Origin of the sequence: Actinomadura macra NBRC 14102 (genome assembly GCF_001552215.1) — a bacterium.
Taxonomy (GTDB): Bacteria; Actinomycetota; Actinomycetes; order Streptosporangiales; family Streptosporangiaceae; genus Spirillospora; species Spirillospora macra.
The window spans coordinates 50,943-69,272 of sequence record NZ_BCQT01000007.1 but is presented as its reverse complement, the minus strand read 5'-3'; the positions used below and the strand labels follow the sequence as shown (position 1 = coordinate 69,272).

Sequence of the window (18,330 nt, the reverse complement as noted above, 5' to 3'; positions counted from 1 at the left end):
TCGTGCCGGACCTGCCGCGCCCGTTCACCGGGCCGCCCGTCACGGTTGCCCCGGCCGTCACCGCGGGGGCGGTACCGTCCCCGCGGCGGTGATCTCCGGCGACGGACGCCCGGGATGCCGCCGCGAGAGGAGCCGACATGCTCGCGCGTGTGACGGGGAAGAGGGCCGCGCTCCTGGCGGCCGTGGCGGTACTGCTGCCGGGCGCCATGGTGGGCGGCGTGGTGGGCGGTGCGATGGGGGCCGCCGAGGCGGCGCCGCACGCGAAGGAGCCGACGATCTTCGGGCATCGCGGCGCGGCCGGATACCGCCCCGAGCACACTGTCGGGTCGTACGAACTGGCCGTCCAGATGGGCGCCGACTACATCGAGCCCGACCTCGTGCCCACCAAGGACGGTGTGCTGATCGCCCGGCACGAGAACGAGATCGGCGGCACCACCGACGTCAAGGACCACCCCGAGTTCGCGTCCCGCCGGACGACCAAGACGATCGACGGCACGAAGGTCACCGGCTGGTTCACCGAGGACTTCACGCTCGCCGAGGTGAAGACGCTGCGGGCCGTCGAGCGGCTCCCGTCCGTCCGGCAGCGCAACACGCTGTACAACGGCCGCTATCAGGTGCCGACCCTCCAGGAGGTCATCGACCTGGCCGAAGGGCTGAGCGCCAAGTACCACCGCCGTATCGGCGTCATCCCGGAGACCAAGCATCCGACGTACTTCCGCTCGATCGGCCTGCCGCTGGAGGGCGGGCTCGTCAAGGCCCTCAAGGACAACGGGCTGGACAAGCGGGACGGCCGCGCCATCGTCCAGTCGTTCGAGCCATCGAGCCTGCGCATCCTGCACCGGTCGCTGCGCGTCCCCGGGCTTCAGGACCTGTCGGCCGGCGGCGCCCCCTACGACACGATCGCGACCGGCACGGGCCCGACCTTCGCCGAGATGATCACACCGGCCGGGCTGCGGGAGATCCGCACCTACGCGCAGTGGATCGGCCCGGACAAGTCCCTGGTGATCTCGCTGAAGGCGGACGGCACCCTCGGCGCGCCGACCTCGCTGGTGAAGGACGCCCACGCCGCGACGCTGAAGGTCGGCCCGTACACGTTCCGGAACGAGAACCAGTTCCTGCCCGCCGACCTGCGCGTCGGAACCGTCCCGTCCGACTACGGCCAGGCCCTCAAGGAGTACGACGCGTTCTTCGAGGCCGGCATCGACGGCCTCTTCAGCGACAACCCCGACACCGCCGTGGCCGCCCGCGGCGACTTCCTCGACGGCTGACGCCGCGCCTCCCGGGCCCACCCATGCCCGTCCCGACCTGGTTCTATCACAGAAAGTCGCGGAGCGTAACGTTCTGTGCATGGGGGAGGATCGGAAGGGCTGGGCCGGGCCCGGGGGGCTTCAGGTGGTGGCGGTGCGCCTGACGGGGGCGCACCGGGTGTGGGCCGACCTCGCGGGGGTGCGCGGGGAGACGGCCTTCCTGGTGACAAGGCGCGGCGCTCTCGTCGGCTACTACCCGTCCGTGGAGGAACTGGCGGAGGTCGTCGATCTCGCCGACCTGGACATGGACTGAGCGCTGGGCCCGGCCGGACCCCGCCCGCCGCCGCGGGTCAGGGGCGGAGGCGGTAGAGCTCGTCGGCCACGTCGTGGACGTCGGCGCCGAGGTCGAACGCGCTGAACAGGTGCAGATCGTCCGCGGTCTCGATCTCCAGGAGCCGGGTGTGCAGGAGGAGCCGGCGCCGCTCGTCCACCCGGATGGCGATGACCTCGTCCCAGGGGATGCGGCGGTGCCCGGCGTAGCCCGTCACGACCGTGACGCCGTCCCGGTCGGCCGCCACCCGGACGGGAACGAGCAGGTCGCGCAGCGCGAGCGCGGCCAGGCCGGCCGCGGCGACGCCCGCCAGCAGCAGCCGCTGCACGTCCCCGGCAGAGAGGACGGCGAGCACCGTCACCGCCGCGGCCGCCGCGCATTCGGCCACGATCTGCTTCGGCCGCACCCGCCAGCGCCGCGCCGTCCTGATGTCACCCTCCATGCCGCCACCGTAGCGGCAAGTGAGTTCTATCCTCATCAATGCTGATCTGCCCGAACTTGTACGGAGGCCGTCCGATAGCGTCATCCTCATGCGACTCGGCGTGCTGGACGTGGGATCTAACACCGTGCATCTCCTGGTGGTGGACGCCCATCAGGGGGCGCGGCCGCTGCCCGCGTTCTCCCACAAGGCAGAGCTGCGCCTCGCCGCCCACCTGGAGGACGGGGACCGGCTGTCGGAGGAGGGCGAGACACGGCTGCGCGCGTTCGTCGACGAGGCCCTGCAGATCGCCGAGGACAAGGGGGTCGAGGACCTCGTCGCGTTCGCCACGTCCGCCGTCCGGGACGCCTCCAACGGTGAGGACGTCCTCGCGCGGCTCCGGGCCGAGACGCAGGTCGACATCAGCGCCCTGTCGGGTGAGGAGGAGGCGCGGCTGACGTTCCTCGCCGTCCGCCGCTGGTTCGGCTGGTCGTCGGGGCGGCTGCTGGTCGTGGACATCGGCGGCGGCTCGCTGGAGATCGGGGTCGGCATCGACGAGGAGCCGGACGCGGCGTTCTCGCTGCCGCTCGGGGCGGGGCGGCTCACCCGCGACTGGTTCAGCGCCGACCCGCCGTCCCCGGACGAGGTGCGCAAGCTGCGGCGGCACGTCCGGGCGGAGATCGCCAGGCACGTCGGCGAGGTCGCCCGGTACGGGCCGCCCGACCACGCGGTCGCCACGTCCAAGACGTTCAAGCAGCTCGCGCGGATCGGCGGCGCGTCGCCCTCGGCCGATGGACCGTACCAGCGGCGGGTGCTGCGCGACTCCGACCTGACCGAGTGGGCCGAGAAGCTCGCGCTGATGCCGCCGGGTGAGCGTGCCGCGCTGCCCGGGGTGTCCGAACGGCGCGCTCCGCAGCTTCCGGCGGGTGCGATCGTCGCCGACGCGGCGATGGACCTGTTCGGGCTGGCCGAGTTGGAGGTCTGCCCGTGGGCGCTGCGCGAGGGCGTGATCCTGCGCCGGCTCGACATGATCACCGCCTGAGATCGGCTGTCCGGATCCGGTCGCGCCCCGGCTGAGCTGCGTCGTGTACCTGAATGTCCACTTTACCTTTTCGTGAAAAAACGCGATATGTCTTGACGTCTCCGGGTGTGTCGACGTAAGGAATAGGCGGGCGGCTCACTCCCCAGGGGGTTTCGGAGATCTCATGACCGGCGCGAACCGTTTTTCCTCCCTGCCCTGTGGGAGGCGCAGCAAATACATCGTCCTCGGGATCTGGATCGTGATCCTCGCCATCGCGGTGCCGATGGCCGGCAAGCTCACCGGCGCGCAGACCAACGAGGCGTCGGCCTGGCTGCCCAAGGACGCCGAATCCACGCGGGTCGTCGACGCGGCCGAGAAGTTCGTGCCCGCCGACACGATCCCCGCCGTCGTCGTCTACCACCGTGACGGTGCCCCCGTCACCGCCGCCGACCAGGCCAAGGCCGCCGCGGACGTGCCGCGGCTGAAGGCCGTCATGGGCGACCCGAAGGGCTCGGCGCCGCCCCGGCCGATCACCGAGGCCGTGCAGCCCCCCGTCACCGCCAAGGACGGCAAGGCCATCCAGACCATCGTCAACGTCAAGATGGGCAACGACGGATGGGATCTGCTCGGACCCGCGGTCAAGGACTACCGCGACATCGTGCAGAACGGCGATCCGGGCCTGAAGACCCACGTCACCGGCCCCGCCGGGTACGGAGGCGACTTCAGCAACGTCTTCTCCGGCTTCGACAAGACGCTCCTGCTCATCACCGCCGCCATCGTCATCGCGATCCTGCTGATCACCTACCGCAGCCCCATCCTGTGGCTGGCGCCGCTGCTGTGCGTCGGCGTCGCGCTGATGGCGGCCGAGGCCGTGGTGTACCTGCTGGCCGAGAACGCCGGGCTGACGGTCAACGGGCAGGCCGCGTTCATCCTCACCGTCCTGGTCTTCGGTGCCGGGACCGACTACGCCCTGCTGCTGATCGCCCGCTACCGGGAGGAACTGCGGCGGCACCGCGACCGGCACGAGGCGATGGCGATAGCGCTGCACCGCGCCGGGCCCGCGATCATCGCGAGCGGCTCCACCGTCGCCATCAGCATGCTGTGCCTGCTGATGGCCGTCCTCAACTCCACCAAGAGCATGGGCCCGGTCATGGCGATCGGCGTCGTCGTCGCGCTGGCCGCGATGGTCACGCTGCTGCCCGCGCTCCTCGTCATCTGCGGCCGCTGGGTGTTCTGGCCCAAGCGGCCGACGCACGGCTCGGACGAGCCGACAGAGCAGGGCATCTGGGCACGCGTCGGGACGTTCGTCGCCCGGCGCCCCCGCGTCACCTGGGTGACCACCGCCGTGATCCTCGGCGCGCTCGCGTTCGGCCTGTTCGGGCTGAAGACGGGCTCGCTGCAGAACAAGGACGCCTTCAGCGCCGGCAAGCCCGACTCGGTCACCGGCGAGGCCGCGCTGGTGCAGCACTTCCCGGCGGGCAGCGGCTCGCCCGTCCAGGTCGTCGCCAAGGCCGGGACGCAGGACGCCGTCAGCGCGGCGCTGGCCAAGGTCCCCGACATCACCGACGTCAAGCTCGCCGGGAACAGACCCGGACAGCCCGTCGACGGTCTCGTCTACCTTGAGGGAACGCTCACCGCGGCACCGGACGGGCAGCGCGGCTTCACCGCCATCGAACGGGCCCGCGAGGCCGTCCATGCCGTCCCCGGCGCGGACGCCGAGGTCGGCGGCGGTTCGGCGGTCACCCTCGACATCAGCGACGCCTCCCACCGCGACCAGAACGTGGTGATCCCGATCGTCCTGGTCGTGGTGTTCCTCATCCTCGCGGTGCTGCTGCGCGCGATCGTGGCCCCGCTGCTCCTGGTGGCGACGGTCGTGCTCTCGTACGCCGCGGCGCTCGGGGTCAGCGCGCTGGTCTTCCATCACGTGCTCGGGTTCGCCTCGGCCGACCCGTCGTTCGCGCTGTGGTCGTTCGTGTTCCTGGTGGCGCTCGGCACCGACTACAACATCTTCCTGATGACGCGCGTCCACGAGGAGTCCAAGCAGCACGGGACGCGGCGCGGCTCGCTGATCGGGCTCTCGGCGACCGGTGGGGTCATCACCTCCGCGGGCGCCGTCCTCGCCGGGACGTTCGCGGCGCTCGGCTCGCTGCCACTGGTGTTCGTCACCGAACTCGGCTTCACGGTCGCGTTCGGGGTGCTACTGGACACCTTCGTCGTCCGATCGGTGCTGGTCACCGCACTGAACCTGGACGTCGGCCGGCACATGTGGTGGCCGAGCGCCCTCGCCAAGGCCGACCCCGTCCCCGCCACTCCCGAGGAGGCGCCCGCAGGCGTCGGCGGCGACTGACGGCGGCGACCGACGAACCCGCTACCAGCTCGGGTGGCCGAAGGTGCGGCCGGCGGGGGTGACCGTGCGGTCGTCGGTGCCGTCGGCGCGGACCGCGCGGACCTCGGGCTTCTCGACCGCCCCCTGGACGTAGCAGACCCAGCGGCCGTCGCGGGACCATCCCGGGTCCATCTCGTGCTCGCCCGCCCGCGTCAGCGGGCGGGCGCCGGACCCGTCGGCGTTCATCACCCAGATGTCGGAGTGCGGGGACGCGCCACGCGTGTAGGCGACCTTGGAGCCGTCGGGGGACCACGCGGGGTCGACCGCGCGGACCCCGTCCCGGCTGAGCTTCGTCCACGGGTCCGTGGGATGGTCGGGATCGAGGGTGTAGAGCTGCTCGGTGCCGTCGCGCTTGCTCCAGAACACCAGCCGCCCGGTTGAGGACCACATGGGGTCGTCCTTCGCGGACGAGTCCGTGGTGAGCGGGGTGGTCGAGCCGTCCTGGAGACCGACGGTGTAGAGCTGGGAGGTGGCGCCCTGCTTGCCGACGTAGGCGAGCCGTGTCCCGTCGGGCGACCAGGTGACCCGCCCGCCCGCGATGTCGGCGACCTTCCGCGCGCCGCTGCCGTCGGCGTTCGCCACCCACGCCGCCGAGGCGCCGACCGCCCTGCGCGTGAACGCGATGCGCGTGCCGTCCGGCGACCGTACGGGCAGCATGTCGCACTGCGGGCCCCGGATGAGCGTCTTCGGCGCCGCGTCCCCGGGCTTGTAGGTGCCGATGTCTCCGTGGCACTTGTCCGGCCATCCCGGCGCGGTGTCGATTCGGACGAGCATCGCCCCGGTGGGGAACCCCGGCGCGCTGGAGGCCGGCTTCGCCTTCTTCTCCGGGCGCGTGAGCAGGTAGGCGCCTCCCGCGATACCCCCGGCGAGCAGCAGGGCGAGCACGCCCGCCGCCACCATCCGGGAGCGGCGGGGTGATGACTCCCTTCCGTCCTGTGTCATCGGGGCCTCCCACGTGGAGGGCTCCGCGATCGGGAAGGCGTGCGGGGCGGGAGGCGGAAGGTGCGCCTCCGCGGGGACCGTGCGGCGCTCGTACGACGGTTCGGTGTGACGTTCCACCGGCTGCTGCGTCGTCGGCGGTGCCGGCGGCGGCATCTGCGCCTGCTGTGGCGACTCCTGTCGCGGCGAGGGCCGGGGCGGTGGGGCGGGTGCAGGAGCGGGCGGGGCGGGTGCCGGGGCGGGTGCCGGCGCCTGGACGGTCACCGGGGGCGGCGCCGTCCATGCCTCGCCGAGCGTGGTGTTCACGGCGGCCTCGCCGGCGCCGCCGACCAGGGCGAGCAGCAGGTCGCGGGCCGACGGGCGCTGCTCGGGCTCCTTGCGCAGGCACGACCGGACCAGCCCGGCGAGCGGCGCCGGCAGGTCGCCGACCTCCGGCTCGGCGTGCACGGCGCGGGCCGCCATGATCTGGAACGAGCCGTGCCCGAACGGGTTGCGCCCGCTGGCGGCGTAGGCGACGAGGCAGCCCCAGGCGAACACGTCCACCGCCGGGGTGACCTGCTGGGTCAGGATCTGCTCGGGCGCGATCCAGCCGGGGGTGCCGACGACCTGGCCGGTGCGGGTGTGGGAGCTCGCCATGTCCAGCGCCCGGGCGATGCCGAAGTCGATCACGCGCGGCCCGGAGATGGACAGCAGCACGTTGCTGGGTTTGAGGTCGCGGTGCACCAGCCCCGCGCTGTGGATGGCGACGAGCGCGGCGGCCACGCCGACCGCGACGCCGTGCAGCATCCCCGGCGACAGCGCGCCGTTCTCCGACACGTGCTGGAGCAGGGAGGGCCCGTCGATGTACTCGGTGACCATGTAGGCCATGCCGAGGTCGTCGCCGTGTTCGAGGACCTGCGCGGTGCAGAACGAGGCGACCCGCTCGGCGTTCGCGGCCTCGTCGTGGAAGCGGGCGAGGAACGTGCGGTCGCCCGCCAGCTCGGAGCGCACGACCTTCACCGCCACCGGCCGGCCGCCCGCGTCGCGGCCGAGGTAGACCGCGCCCATCCCACCCTCGCCGATCTTGGCCTCGATGTGGTACCGGCCGACCCGTGTGGGGTCGTCCGGTCGCAGCCCGCCCAGCGACGCGGCGACGCCCGGACGGGAAGGTGGGCTCTCCATCGGCGATCCTTTCGGCCCCCAAGAGCCACGTCTTGGCGGCCGCCACCACGGCGGCACGCGGCCCCCCTCGGCCCCCACGATGACAGAGGACGGGGCGTCACGGCCAGAGGCGGCGAAGGTCAACGCTTTCCCAAGACCCCATCGGTGCACGGCAAAACTCCGTTCGCCGGCCGTCCAGACGGTGATCCTGGACGCGACCGGGCATACCCTGGCGAACCAGTTGGATCAACTCAAGATCGAACCAGTGCGGCTCAGTAGGGGAAAACGGTGATCGTCCCAAGGGTCAGGGTGGCGGCCGCGGTGTCCGCCGCTCTGCTGACCGCGCTGCCCCTCGCGGGCTGCGCCGGGGACCCCGAACGGCGTGGCCGCCGGATCGTCGACGACACCGCCGTCCGCACCGTCAACCCCGCCTCCGTCGCAGGTCTGACCGCCCTGACCCGCTTCGAACAGGACACCACGCGCCGCGTCTACGCCGCCTACCCGCGGGTGCCCGGCGCGGACGCGTTGACCAAGCGGCTCGCCGCGGCCGTGGACGAGCAGATCCGCCCGTTCACCGCCCTCACGACCAGCGCGCCGCCGCTGGCCGACGGCGGAGTCCCGGAACTGAACGTGCAGTGGTCGCTGACCGCGGCGTCCCACCAGGTGGTGGGCGTGCGGCTGGTGACGTGGCAGTACCTCGGCGTGTCCGGCGGCGAGGCCCGGCGGACGCTCTGGTACGACGGCGTCACCCACACCGCCCACTCCTCCGCCGACCTCATCGACGGGCGGGCCGGGCTGACCGCGCTGGCCGAGAGCGTCCGCGACCGGCTCGGCTCACGGGCCAACCCGGCGCAGGTGCGCGCGGCCGAGGCGACGTTCCCGTCGCTGGCGTTCAACGAGGCCGGCGACCTGGTGGTGGAGTTCGGCGACTACACCGTCGCGCCCGGCTCGGCGGGACGGGTGGCCGTCACGCTCGGCCGCGAGGTGTACGAGCCGATGCTGTCGGCGTTCGGGCGGCGCGCCCGGGACGCGGCGCTCGCGCCCCCGGCACGCTCGGCGGCGTCGGCCCCCGAGCTGGCGGCGGCCCGGCCCGTTCCGGGGCCGGTCGACTGCGCGCACGCCAAGTGCATCGCGCTCACCTTCGACGACGGCCCCGGCCAGTACACGCGCGGGCTGCTGCGGACGCTCGCCGAGCGGCGGGCCCGCGCCACGTTCTTCGTGGTCGGCGACAACGCCGCCGCCGACCCCGGGCTGCTGCGCGACGCGGCCGCCGCGGGCCACGAGCTCGGCAACCACACCCAGGGCCACCGCGACCTGACCCGGCTGCCCACCATGCAGATCAACTCCGACGTGCAGCGCACGCAGGACATCCTGCGCACCGCGCTCGGCAAGTGCCCGACCCTGCTGCGCCCCCCGTTCGGCGCCACGAACAGCACGGTCGCGGGCGTCGCCAAGTCCCTCGACCTGGTGCAGGTGTTGTGGAGCATCGACGTGGGGGACTGGCACGTGCGCGACGCCGGGAAGATCGCCGATCGGGTGATGGAGCGGGCCAGGCCGGGCGCGGTCGTCCTGCTGCACGAGAGCCGCAGGCCGACGATCGACGCGGTACCGAAGATCCTGGCGCGCCTTGCCCGCCAGGGCTACAGCTTCGTCACCGTGTCGGAGCTGATGGCCGACCGGGAGGTCCCGACCGGAGGGCACTTCTCCGGCATGTGAGCCGGTCAGTGGAAGTTGCGGGCCCGGACCCTGCCCGGGACCGGCAGCCGCCGCAGCCGTGTCGCGCGGATGTTGGTGACGCCGTCGGCCCGTTCCAGCCGTCCGCTGACCAGCAGCGCCTGCGAGTCGACGGCGAGGGCGCGGTGTCGCTGGAACACCTGCGGGGGACAGACGACGTTGATGATGCCCGTCTCGTCCTCCAGCGTCATGAAGACGATGCCGCCGGCGGTCGGCGGTCGCTGCCGGTGGGTGACCAGCCCGGCGACGACGACGTTCGTCTCGGCTGGGGCGCCCGCGAGCCGCTCGGACGACAGGGCCCCCAGTTCGTCCAGCGTCTCCCGGACGTGCGCGACGGGGTGGGTGTGGGAGACGCCCGTCGCCCACAGGTCCGCCAGGGTCTCCTCGATCGGCGTCATGGCCGGTAGGGCGGGTGCGGTCACCCCCGGTGTGACCCCTTCGAGCCGGCCGGGCCCCGAACCCGCCAGCGCACCCGCCGCCCAGAGCGCCTCGCGGCGCGACAGCCCGAGGCAGTCGAACGCACCGGCCGTGGCGAGCGCCTCCAGGGCCGCCGCGGACAGCGGGACGCGCCGCGCCAGATCCTCCATGCTCGTGTAGGGACGTCCCGCCGCGATGGTCTCCGCCGTCTCGGTGCCCAGGTTGCGGATCCCGTTCAGGCCGACCCTGATCGCGGGCTGTGGTTCGGCCGGTGCGTGCGGGTGGGGGCAGTCCACGTCGATGGGCTCCTCCAGAGTCGGGTGGACGCCGCTGGCGTTGATGTCCACACCCCGCACCACCACGCCGTGACGCTTGGCGTCCGCCAGCAGACTCTGCGAGCTGTAGAACCCCATCGGCTGGTTGCGGACGAGCGCCGCCGTGAACGCGGCCGGGAAGTGCCGCTTCAGCCAGGCGCTCGCGTACACCAGGTGGGCGAAACTCTGCGCGTGCGACTCGGGGAACCCGAACCCCGTGAAGCCCAGGATCTTCTCGTAGACGTTCTCGGCGACGTCGGCGGGGATACCGCGCTCGGCCATCCCGTCCAGGAGGCGGCGCCGGAGCCGCTCCACGCGCTCGGGCGCGCGCTTGGCGCCCATCGCCTGCCGCAACTGGTCGGACTCCGCCGGGGTGAAGCCGGCGCAGTCCACGGCCAACTGCATCATCTGCTCCTGGAACAGCGGCACTCCGAGGGTCCGTGACAGGGCGGGCTCCATCAGCGGGTGCGGGCAAGTGGCGCGCTCCAGCCCCTTCCTCCGCCGCAGGTACGGGTGGACGGACCCGCCCTGGATCGGCCCCGGCCGGATCAGCGCGACCTCCACCACCAGGTCGTAGAACTCGCGGGGCCTCAGCCGCGGCAGCGTCGCCATCTGCGCCCGCGACTCCACCTGGAACACCCCGACCGTGTCGGCGTCGCCCAGCATCTCGTAGACCTGGGGATCGTCCGGCGGGATCGACTGGAGGTCGTGGCGCCGCCCGTGATGCTCGGCCACCAGGTCGAAGCAGTCGTGCAGCGCGGCGAGCATGCCGAGGCCGAGCAGGTCGAACTTCACCAGCCCGGCGGCCGCGCAGTCGTCCTTGTCCCACTGCAGGACGCTGCGGTCCGCCATCGAGGCCCATTCGATCGGGCAGATCTCGCCGACCGGCCGGTCGGCGATCACCATGCCGCCGGAGTGGATGCCGAGGTGCCGCGGCAGCCGCTGCATACGGTCCGCCAGCTCCAGCACGGGCGCGGGGATGCCCGTCTCGGTGCCCACCGGGTCGCGCGGGTCGATGCTCTTCGACCAGGCGTCCTGCTGGCCGGGAGAGAACCCGAGCGCGCGGGCGGCGTCGCGGACGGCCATCCGCGGCCGGTAGCTGATCACGTTCGCGACCTGCGCCGTGCACTCCCGCCCGTACTTGCCGTAGACGTACTGGATGGCCTCCTCACGGCGGCGGTGCTCGATGTCCAGGTCGATGTCGGGCGGGCCGTCGCGGCCGGGGGACAGGAACCGCTCGAACAGCAGCCCGTGGTGGACGGCGTCGACGCCGGTGATGCCGAGCGCGTAGCAGACCGCCGAGTTCGCCGCCGACCCGCGCCCCTGGCACAGGATGCCCTCGCGCCGGCAGAACTCCACGATGTCGTGGACGATCAGGAAGTAGCCGGGGAAGCGGAGTTCCTCGATGACGTCCAGCTCCCTGGCGATCTGCGCGTACGCGCCGGAGACCCGTTCGGCGTCCGGCGGCCCGTAGCGTCGGAGCGCCCCGTCCGCGACCAGGTGCCGCAGCCAGCTCGCCTCGGTGTGCCCGTCGCCGACGGGCCAGTCGGGCAGCCGGGGCGCGACCACGTCGAAGCGGAACAGGCACTCGCGCGCCAGGTCGACCGTCCGTTCGCGGACGCCGGGGAAGCGCGCCAGCCGGGCCGCCATCTCCGCGCCGCTCCGCAGGTGCGCGGTGCCACCCGCGGGCAGCCACCCGACCATGTCGTCCAGGCCGCGCCGGGCCCGGACGGCGGCCATCGCCTGCGCCAGCCGGGCGTCGGGGCCGGGCGCCGCGAAGTGCACGTTGTTGGACGCGACGGTGTCCACCCCGGCACGGGCCGCCAGCGCGAACAGGACGTCGTTGCGGTGGTCGTCGCCGGGCTGGTCGTGGTCGACGAGCTCGACGAACACGTTGCCGCGCCCGAACATGCCGATCAGCCGGTGCAGCTCCCGCTCCGCCGCGGCGGGGCCGCCCGCCGCCAGCGCCGCCGGGACCGGGCCCTTGCGGCAGCCGGTGAGCACCGCCCAGTGCCCGTCATGCGCCCCGGCCAGCGCGTCCTGGTCGTACACCGGGCGGCCCTTCCGGCCGCCCGCGAGCTGCGCCGCCGTGATCGCCGAGCAGAGCCGCGCGTAGCCGGGCGCACCGCGGGCGAGGACCAGCAGATGCCGGCCCGCCGGGTCGGGTTCCCCGGTCTGCGGGCCCGGGAGGCCGAGGCTCAGCTCCGCGCCGAACACCGTCCCGACGCCCGCCTCGTCGGCGGCCCGCGCGAACTGCACCGCCCCGTACATCCCGTCGTGGTCGGTGATCGCCATCGTCTCGACGCCCAGCCGCGACGCCTCGGCGACCAGCGAGTCCGGGTGGCTCGCCCCGTCCAGGAAGCTGAACGAGGAGTGGCAGTGCAGCTCGGCCCACGGCACGCCGCCGGACGCCGCGAGCTCCGGGCGCCCGGGTTCCGAGCGCCCGGGTTCCGGGCGTCCGGGACGCGGCGGATATGGCTCCGGCGGCCTGTCCGTCCCTTTGGGGCCCCGCCAGGACAGCCGCTCCTCGAACTCCCGCCACGGGATCGGCGGATTGTGCCAGCCGGTCATCCGACGCTCTCAGTCATAGGTCGCCTCCACATGCCACCGGCCGCCCTCGACGCCGAGCAGGTACGCGGCGCCGTCCTCGGTGACGACCTGGAAGCGGGCGCGGCGGCGGGCGCGGGCGGGGTCCCACCAGCGTTCGTCCGCGGGCCAGGGACCCGTCCAGCCCGTCACCGCCGCCGTGGCACCGTCGACCGCCAGCGCGGCGGGCGCCGCCGACACCGCGCAGCGCGCCGACACCGCGACCGGGTCGCCCGCCGCGTCCACGACCTCGGCGCGCAGTGCCCGCGGCGGGACGGCGGCCGGCGCGGGCGCCGTCACCCGGCCCGGCCACGGCCCGTCCGGGACGCCGCCGGGCGGCAGGTCGCCGACCGGGACCCGGACGACCTGCTCGCCCGGCCCGCGCCCGCCCGTCAGCACCGGGCGCGTGATCGCGGCGTGGCCGAGCAGCGCCTGGACGCGGTCGGCGGCTCGCGCGATCCGGTCGGTGATCGAGGACCGGCCCCACAGGGCCTCCTGGCGCCCCTCGTCCGGGACGAGCTGGTCGGGTGTCAGCTTCAGCCACGCGACCCCGCCCCAGAGCGTCTCGCCTGACTCCTCGCCCGTCCCGTCCAGGGCCGGCGTCTCGATGCCCTCGGGGTCCGTACCGGGCGCCGGGCGCTCGCTCCGCCAGGCCGACAGCTGCCACCGGACCCGCTCGGCCACCGCGAGCGCGGACAGCCGCCCGTCGTGCCGCCACAGCCGCCGCAGGACGCGCCCGTCCGCGAACCCGACCGACGCCTCCAGCCGCACGCAGGTCAGCCCGCCCGCCGCGAGGCCCTCGTGCAGCTCACCCGCAAGCCGTTTCGCCGCGAACACGATCTGCTCGGCCTGCCCGGCGGGCGGGTCGAAGTCGTCGCGCACCGACAGGTCCGCAGCGCCCGGGAGGGGGGCGAGCGGGCGCGGCTGCTCGCCGCGCGCGAGCCGGTGCGCGAGCGCGCCGTCCGCGCCGAACCGTTCCGCGACATGCCCGGTCGGCAGTGCCGCGAAGTCCCCGAGGGTCTTCACGCCGAGCCGCCGCAGCAGGTCCGCCAGCTCCGGGCGGTCCAGCACCGACAGCGGGTACGGGGCGAGGAACTCCGCCGCGCCGCCCTCGGGCACCACGACACCGCCCTGCCCGGCGCGGGCGGCCAGTTCGGCGGCGAACAGCCCGTCCGCGACGCCCGATCCGCAGTCGTGCCCGGCTTCCACCACCGTGTCCTGGACGAGCACGCGCAGCGACTCCTCGCCGCCGTAGAACCGGGCGGGCCCCCGCGCCTCGATCGCGCACAGCCCCGGCCGCACGACCTCCACCCTCGGCGCCAGCTCCGCGACGGCTGCGGCGACGTCCTCGAACAGCCGCCCTTCGACGTCGGGGTCGCGCTCCCGGACGGCCAGCTCGGGGCACCGCCGCTGCGCGTCCCGGATCCGCTGCCCGCGCCGTACGCCCTCGGCCCGCGCCGCCGCCGTGCACGCCACGACCCGCCCCCGCACCACCACCGCGCCGGGCGTCGCCGCCTCCATCCCGGTCGCCGTCGCCGGCCAGTCCGGGCACCACACCACCAGCACCCGCGTCACGCGATCTCCTCCTCGGGCGACGTGTGGACGGGTCCGCCGGACGAGACTTGCCCTCTGCCGTTGCGGGGGGTGGGGGGCGTCGTTCCCTCACCGGGGTCCGCGCCCGGGACGACCGTCAGCGCCGGGACGGAGTCGTCGTCGGCGACGGCGCCGTCCGGGCCGGGGAACCAGAGCCGGGCGCGGCGGCCAGCACCGGACCCCTCGGCCACCACGTCGGCGAGGCGACCGCGCAGCCGCCCGTGGCCGTCGCCGAGGCCCTGCCAGGCGATGTCCTCCAGCCGCAGCCGGAGCCGGACGCCCGGCCAGCCGCCCGCGTGCGCGCCGGTCAGGGCCAGCACGCAGCCGTGCTTGCGCGCCAGCGCCGACAGGCGGCGGACGGCCGCGGCGGCGGGCCGTTCGGGCGGCCGGAGCAGGATCAGCTCCACGGCCTCGGCGAGCGCGGCGACCACGTCGGGCCAGCGTTCGCCGGGTTCGTCGACCAGCAGTAGCCGCTCGGGCACCGCACCCATCCCGGCGGCGGCGAGGACCCCGAAGTCCGGTATGCCGACGACGCCGCACCAGCCGCCTGTCCCGTCTTCCCCGCCGTGCGCGCCGACGCCCGCGACGAGCGCAAGACCGAGGGACGACGCGCCGGGCCCGGACAGGCCCACGATCGAGCCGGGCCGCAACCCGCCGCCGGGGATCACCGGCCGCAGCGCGGGCAGCACCGGCACCGCCGCCGGACCGGCCGTGCCGGCGGCCGTGCCCTCGCTGCTGGCCGCGACGTTGCGCAGCGCCGCCTCCGGCACGGACGTCCCTCCCTCCGGTGTCTGCACACAATTTCGAACACAGATTCGACTCGTGTCAAGTTCTCGCAGGTCACAGAGGTGCTCGCGATCACGCGAAAAGCCCGCCGGCATAGGGCCTCGCGTCATTTTTCGCGGCAGACTAGACGGCATGGACAACGAGGTGCGGACCGTGGAGTGGACGGGCGACGGGCTGCGGCTGCTGGACCAGACCGTCCTGCCCGGGCGGGTGGAGCACGTGGTGGTCCGCGACGTCGCCGCGCTCGTGGACGCGATCCGGCGGCTGGTCGTGCGCGGTGCCCCGGCGCTCGGTGTCGCGGGCGCGTTCGGCGTCGCGGTCGCGATGCGCCAGGCCGACCGTGAGGGCTGGGGCCGCGCCGCGCTGGACGAGGCGATCAGCCGGGTCCGGGAGGCCCGCCCGACGGCGGTGAACCTCGCGGCGGGCGTCGACCGCGTCCGCCCGCTCGTCACCGCGGGCGTCGCCGCCGTGGTGGCCGAGGCCCAGGCCGTCCTGGACGAGGACGTGCGCGGCAACCAGGCGATCGGCGCCGCCGGCGCGGCCTGGATCCTCGACCGTCTCGGCGACCGGACGCTGCGCGTGCTCACCCACTGCAACGCCGGCGCCCTCGCCACCGCGGGCTGGGGGACGGCTCTCGGCGTCGTCCGAGCGCTGCACGCGCGGGGCCGCGTCGAGATGGTGTACGTGGACGAGACGCGCCCCCTGCTCCAAGGGTCCCGCCTCACCGCCTGGGAGCTGGCGCGCGCCGGGATCCCGTGCGCCGTGCAGGCCGACGGGGCCGCGCCGAGCACGATCCTGCGCGGCCTCGCCGACGTCGCCGTGATCGGCGCGGACCGGATCGCCGCCAACGGCGACACCGCCAACAAGATCGGCTCGCTGGGCGTGGCGCTGGCCTGCGCGGCGGCCGGGGTCCCGCTGGTCGTCGCGGCGCCGTGGAGCACCGTCGACCTGGCCCTCCCGGACGGGCGGGGCGTCCCCATCGAGGAACGCCCCGCCGCCGAGATCCTGACCTGGAACGGTGTCCCCACCGTCCCGGACGGCGTGGCCGCCCACAATCCGGCCTTCGACGTCACCCCCGCCCATCTGGTGACCGCGCTCGTCACCGAGACGGGCCCGCTGGAGGTCGCGGCGGGCGAGACCCCCTCAGCGGCGAGGGCGGCGGCGAGGGCGGCGGCCGGAGCCGCCCATCGCCTCAGGGAGTGAGCGTCCGGGTGGCGGCCCGCAGACTGGCGCGGAGGCGGGCCTCGTACTCCTCCGCGGTGTCGGGGTCCTCGTCCACGAACAGCGCGTCGTAGAGGGCGGGCAGCCGTTGCGTGGCGTAGCCGGTGTCGATGCCGGGCGCGTAGATCTGGTGCCGGTACCAGGGACGACCGGGCAGGCCCGCCGAGGTCAGCAGGTCCCGCTCGGTCTGCATGATCTTGTCGTTGAGGCGGCGGAACGCGGTGGTGTCACCCTCGCGGAGCGCCTCGTCCGCGCGCTCCTGCAGTGCCTCCGCCGCCCGCTGCCACGCCTTCGCCTGGGCGATGGAACGCGAGACGTCCACGACGACGGACCCCAGCCGTTTGCGCTGCTCGGCGGTGAAGTCCGCGAGGTACCGGGCGGTCTCCTCGGCGTACGGGCGGTAGCCGAGCGCCACCACGTCGGCGTTGGCGAGCCGGAGCGTCGCGATGCCGACCAGGCGGGACATCGCCGCGTGGTACTCGAACTCCGGGTCGCCGAAGTGCGACGTCCAGTAGTGGTCGTCGCAGGCGCAGTGGTAGTTGCCCGACGATCCCGGCGTGGACGAGCCCAGGTCCATCGCGGGCACGCCGAACCGCTGGAAGAACGCCTGGAAGTCGGAGCCGCCGCCGATCCGGCTGATCGGCGTCGCGCCCTTGTTCTGCGCCTTCCACGCCTCGTACAGCGTCCCGGACGTCCCGGGCCAGCCGACCTCCTTGGCGGCGTCGACGACGAACCGGTCCAGCGCGGGCGTCGCCGAGGCGCCGAACTGCGAGCCGCCCGCGCCGTCCATGTTCACGTAGGCGACGGCGTTGCGGAGATCGCGTTCCCGCTGCTCGGCGTACTCGGTGGAGCCGAACAGCCCGTACTCCTCGCCGTCCCAGGTGGCCAGGACGACGGTGCGCTTGGGACGCCATCCCTGCTTGAGGAGGCTGCCCAGCGCGCGGCCGATCTGGAGCACGTTCTCCGCGCCCGAGAGGTTGTCGACACTGCCGTACGTCCACGCGTCATGGTGCGCACCCAGGATGACCTCCTGGTCGGGACGCTCGCTGCCGGGGATCCGCACCGTCACGTCCCACAGCGGACGCACGCTGAACTCGTTCTCCAGGTCCAGGTGGACCTTCGTCCCGCCCGGCCCGAACCGGTAGCGGAACGGCAGCCCACCCTGCCACTCCTTCGGGACCTCCGTGCCCTTCAGAGCGCGCAGCAGCGGCTCGGCCGCGCCGTAGGAGATCGGCGTCGTCGGGACGAGCCCCTCCAGCATCGGGGCCTCGGACGGATCGATCCGCCGCGCGCCCTTCACCGCGGGCCAGCCGGGCGTCTGCGGGTCGCCCGCCGCGAGCTGGATCTGCGCGATGCTGCCGCGCTGGATGCCGTCCGCGGCGCGCCACGGCCCGTCCGGGTACACCTTGCCGCGGGTGAACCCGTCATCGGCCGGGTCGGAGTAGATGAGCACGCCCTTGGCTCCGTGCCGGGCGGCCTCGCGGGGCTTGATGCCGCGGAAGACCTGCCCGTAGCGGGCGAGGACGATCTTCCCCTTGACGGAGACGCCGCTCTTGGCCAGCAGCGCGAAGTCCTCGGGACGCCCGTAGTTGGCGTACACGACCTCCCCCCGGACGTCCCCGGACGGCGACATCCCGTTGTGCCCGGGGATGACCTGGTCGAAGTGCTTCTGCCAGGGCTGTTGCTTCTCCTTCACCGGCAGCGTCCTGTGGTCCGGCGCGGTCATCTCGACCGTGACCCGCTTCGGCATCGACAGGTACGCGTAGTAGGTCTTGATCTCGGGCTCCAGCCCGTACGACTTCAGCCGCGCGACGATGCGTTCGACCCGGTGCCGGTCACCGGTGGTGGTGGTCAGCCCCGGTTCGCTCGCCAGTTCGGCGTCCAGGGCGCGGGCCTCCTTGGCGGACGGGACGGCGCTCAGCAGTTTCTCGTACTGCCGCTGCCACTTGGCGTTCTCCTCGGTGAAGCCTGCGATCGGATCGGGCCGGGCGGGCGCCGCCTCGGCGGGTGGGACGGCCGCCGCCATGGCGAGCGTGACGGCCAGCGTGACGGCCGGGGCGCACAGCGCCGCCAGGGCCGGGGTTCGGGAGCGGAACACCAGCGTTACCTCTCAGTACTCTCGGTACGAGTGCGCCCGGACCGTACGTCGCGATCACCGGAAGATCCAGAAGCGCTGCCGGATCCGGCCATCATGTCG

Annotated in this window: 12 protein-coding genes; 6 read left to right on the top strand and 6 right to left on the bottom strand. The window is 73.8% G+C overall.

The window, feature by feature from the left end; all coding sequences use genetic code 11:
* Positions 1–137 precede the first annotated feature (137 nt).
* Positions 138–1,268 (top strand): glycerophosphodiester phosphodiesterase, encoded by a 1,131-nt coding sequence (locus tag AMA02S_RS13615; protein ID WP_067457379.1) that lies wholly within the window; start codon positions 138–140, stop codon positions 1,266–1,268.
* Positions 1,269–1,347: 79 nt separating this feature from the next.
* Positions 1,348–1,560 (top strand): hypothetical protein, encoded by a 213-nt coding sequence (locus AMA02S_RS13610; RefSeq protein ID WP_067457376.1) that lies wholly within the window; start codon positions 1,348–1,350, stop codon positions 1,558–1,560.
* A 37-nt stretch (positions 1,561–1,597) separates the two neighbouring features.
* On the opposite strand, the gene AMA02S_RS13605 is transcribed toward AMA02S_RS13610, so the two are convergent.
* Positions 1,598–2,020 (bottom strand): PH domain-containing protein, encoded by a 423-nt coding sequence (locus AMA02S_RS13605; protein ID WP_067457373.1) that lies wholly within the window; start codon positions 2,018–2,020, stop codon positions 1,598–1,600.
* A gap of 88 nt (positions 2,021–2,108) precedes the next feature.
* Between AMA02S_RS13605 and AMA02S_RS13600 the strand changes: the two genes are divergently transcribed.
* Together AMA02S_RS13600 and AMA02S_RS13595 are read left to right on the top strand one after the other, a co-directional pair.
* The gene (locus AMA02S_RS13600) at positions 2,109–3,038 is read left to right on the top strand and encodes a Ppx/GppA family phosphatase (RefSeq protein ID WP_067457370.1); all 930 of its coding nucleotides are present in this window, start codon (positions 2,109–2,111) and stop codon (positions 3,036–3,038) included.
* A 163-nt stretch (positions 3,039–3,201) separates the two neighbouring features.
* Entirely contained in the window at positions 3,202–5,364 is a 2,163-nt protein-coding gene (locus tag AMA02S_RS13595) for an MMPL family transporter (protein WP_067457368.1), read from the top strand.
* Positions 5,365–5,385: 21 nt separating this feature from the next.
* Here AMA02S_RS13595 and AMA02S_RS13590 read toward each other — a convergent pair whose 3' ends face one another.
* Entirely contained in the window at positions 5,386–7,503 is a 2,118-nt protein-coding gene (locus AMA02S_RS13590; RefSeq protein WP_067457365.1) for a protein kinase domain-containing protein, read from the bottom strand.
* 267 nt (positions 7,504–7,770) lie between these two features.
* On the opposite strand from AMA02S_RS13590, the gene AMA02S_RS13585 reads away from it, so the two are divergent.
* Positions 7,771–9,198, top strand: a complete 1,428-nt coding sequence (locus AMA02S_RS13585; protein WP_157430567.1) for a polysaccharide deacetylase family protein — start codon at positions 7,771–7,773, stop codon at positions 9,196–9,198.
* A 5-nt stretch (positions 9,199–9,203) separates the two neighbouring features.
* Here the strand turns inward: AMA02S_RS13585 and AMA02S_RS13580 are convergent, their stop codons facing one another.
* From AMA02S_RS13580 to imuA', 3 genes are read right to left on the bottom strand one after another with little or no spacing between them, the layout of a single operon-like run.
* Positions 9,204–12,518, bottom strand: coding sequence for an error-prone DNA polymerase (locus AMA02S_RS13580; RefSeq protein WP_067457359.1), 3,315 nt, complete (start codon positions 12,516–12,518; stop codon positions 9,204–9,206).
* Positions 12,519–12,527: 9 nt separating this feature from the next.
* The gene (locus AMA02S_RS13575; RefSeq protein WP_067457356.1) at positions 12,528–14,108 is read right to left on the bottom strand and encodes a DNA polymerase Y family protein; all 1,581 of its coding nucleotides are present in this window, start codon (positions 14,106–14,108) and stop codon (positions 12,528–12,530) included.
* Positions 14,105–14,896: a DnaE2-dependent mutagenesis accessory factor ImuA' gene (gene imuA', locus AMA02S_RS13570; RefSeq protein WP_245667515.1), complete on the bottom strand. Its 792-nt coding sequence runs from the start codon at positions 14,894–14,896 to the stop codon at positions 14,105–14,107. Before imuA' ends, AMA02S_RS13575 begins: the two co-directional genes overlap by 4 nt.
* A gap of 148 nt (positions 14,897–15,044) precedes the next feature.
* Here imuA' and mtnA point away from each other — a divergent pair, with 148 nt between their 5' ends.
* A complete protein-coding gene (gene mtnA, locus AMA02S_RS13565) occupies positions 15,045–16,115 on the top strand; it encodes an S-methyl-5-thioribose-1-phosphate isomerase (protein WP_067457353.1) in 1,071 nt (356 codons plus the stop codon).
* On the opposite strand, the gene AMA02S_RS13560 is transcribed toward mtnA, so the two are convergent.
* Complete coding sequence (locus AMA02S_RS13560) at positions 16,105–18,231, bottom strand: M28 family peptidase (RefSeq protein ID WP_157430566.1); 2,127 nt, start codon at positions 18,229–18,231, stop codon at positions 16,105–16,107. The genes mtnA and AMA02S_RS13560 overlap by 11 nt on opposite strands.
* Positions 18,232–18,330 lie beyond the last annotated feature (99 nt).

Excerpts from the sequence above, each read along its gene's own strand:
- AMA02S_RS13615 (WP_067457379.1), top strand. The coding sequence starts at position 138 with ATGCTCGCGCGTGTGACGGGGAAGAGGGCCGCGCTCCTGGCGGCCGTG.
- AMA02S_RS13610 (WP_067457376.1), top strand. The coding sequence starts at position 1,348 with ATGGGGGAGGATCGGAAGGGCTGGGCCGGGCCCGGGGGGCTTCAGGTG.
- AMA02S_RS13605 (WP_067457373.1), bottom strand. The coding sequence starts at position 2,020 with ATGGAGGGTGACATCAGGACGGCGCGGCGCTGGCGGGTGCGGCCGAAG.
- AMA02S_RS13600 (WP_067457370.1), top strand. The coding sequence starts at position 2,109 with ATGCGACTCGGCGTGCTGGACGTGGGATCTAACACCGTGCATCTCCTG.
- AMA02S_RS13595 (WP_067457368.1), top strand. The coding sequence starts at position 3,202 with ATGACCGGCGCGAACCGTTTTTCCTCCCTGCCCTGTGGGAGGCGCAGC.
- AMA02S_RS13590 (WP_067457365.1), bottom strand. The coding sequence starts at position 7,503 with ATGGAGAGCCCACCTTCCCGTCCGGGCGTCGCCGCGTCGCTGGGCGGG.
- AMA02S_RS13580 (WP_067457359.1), bottom strand. The coding sequence starts at position 12,518 with ATGACCGGCTGGCACAATCCGCCGATCCCGTGGCGGGAGTTCGAGGAG.
- mtnA (WP_067457353.1), top strand. The coding sequence starts at position 15,045 with ATGGACAACGAGGTGCGGACCGTGGAGTGGACGGGCGACGGGCTGCGG.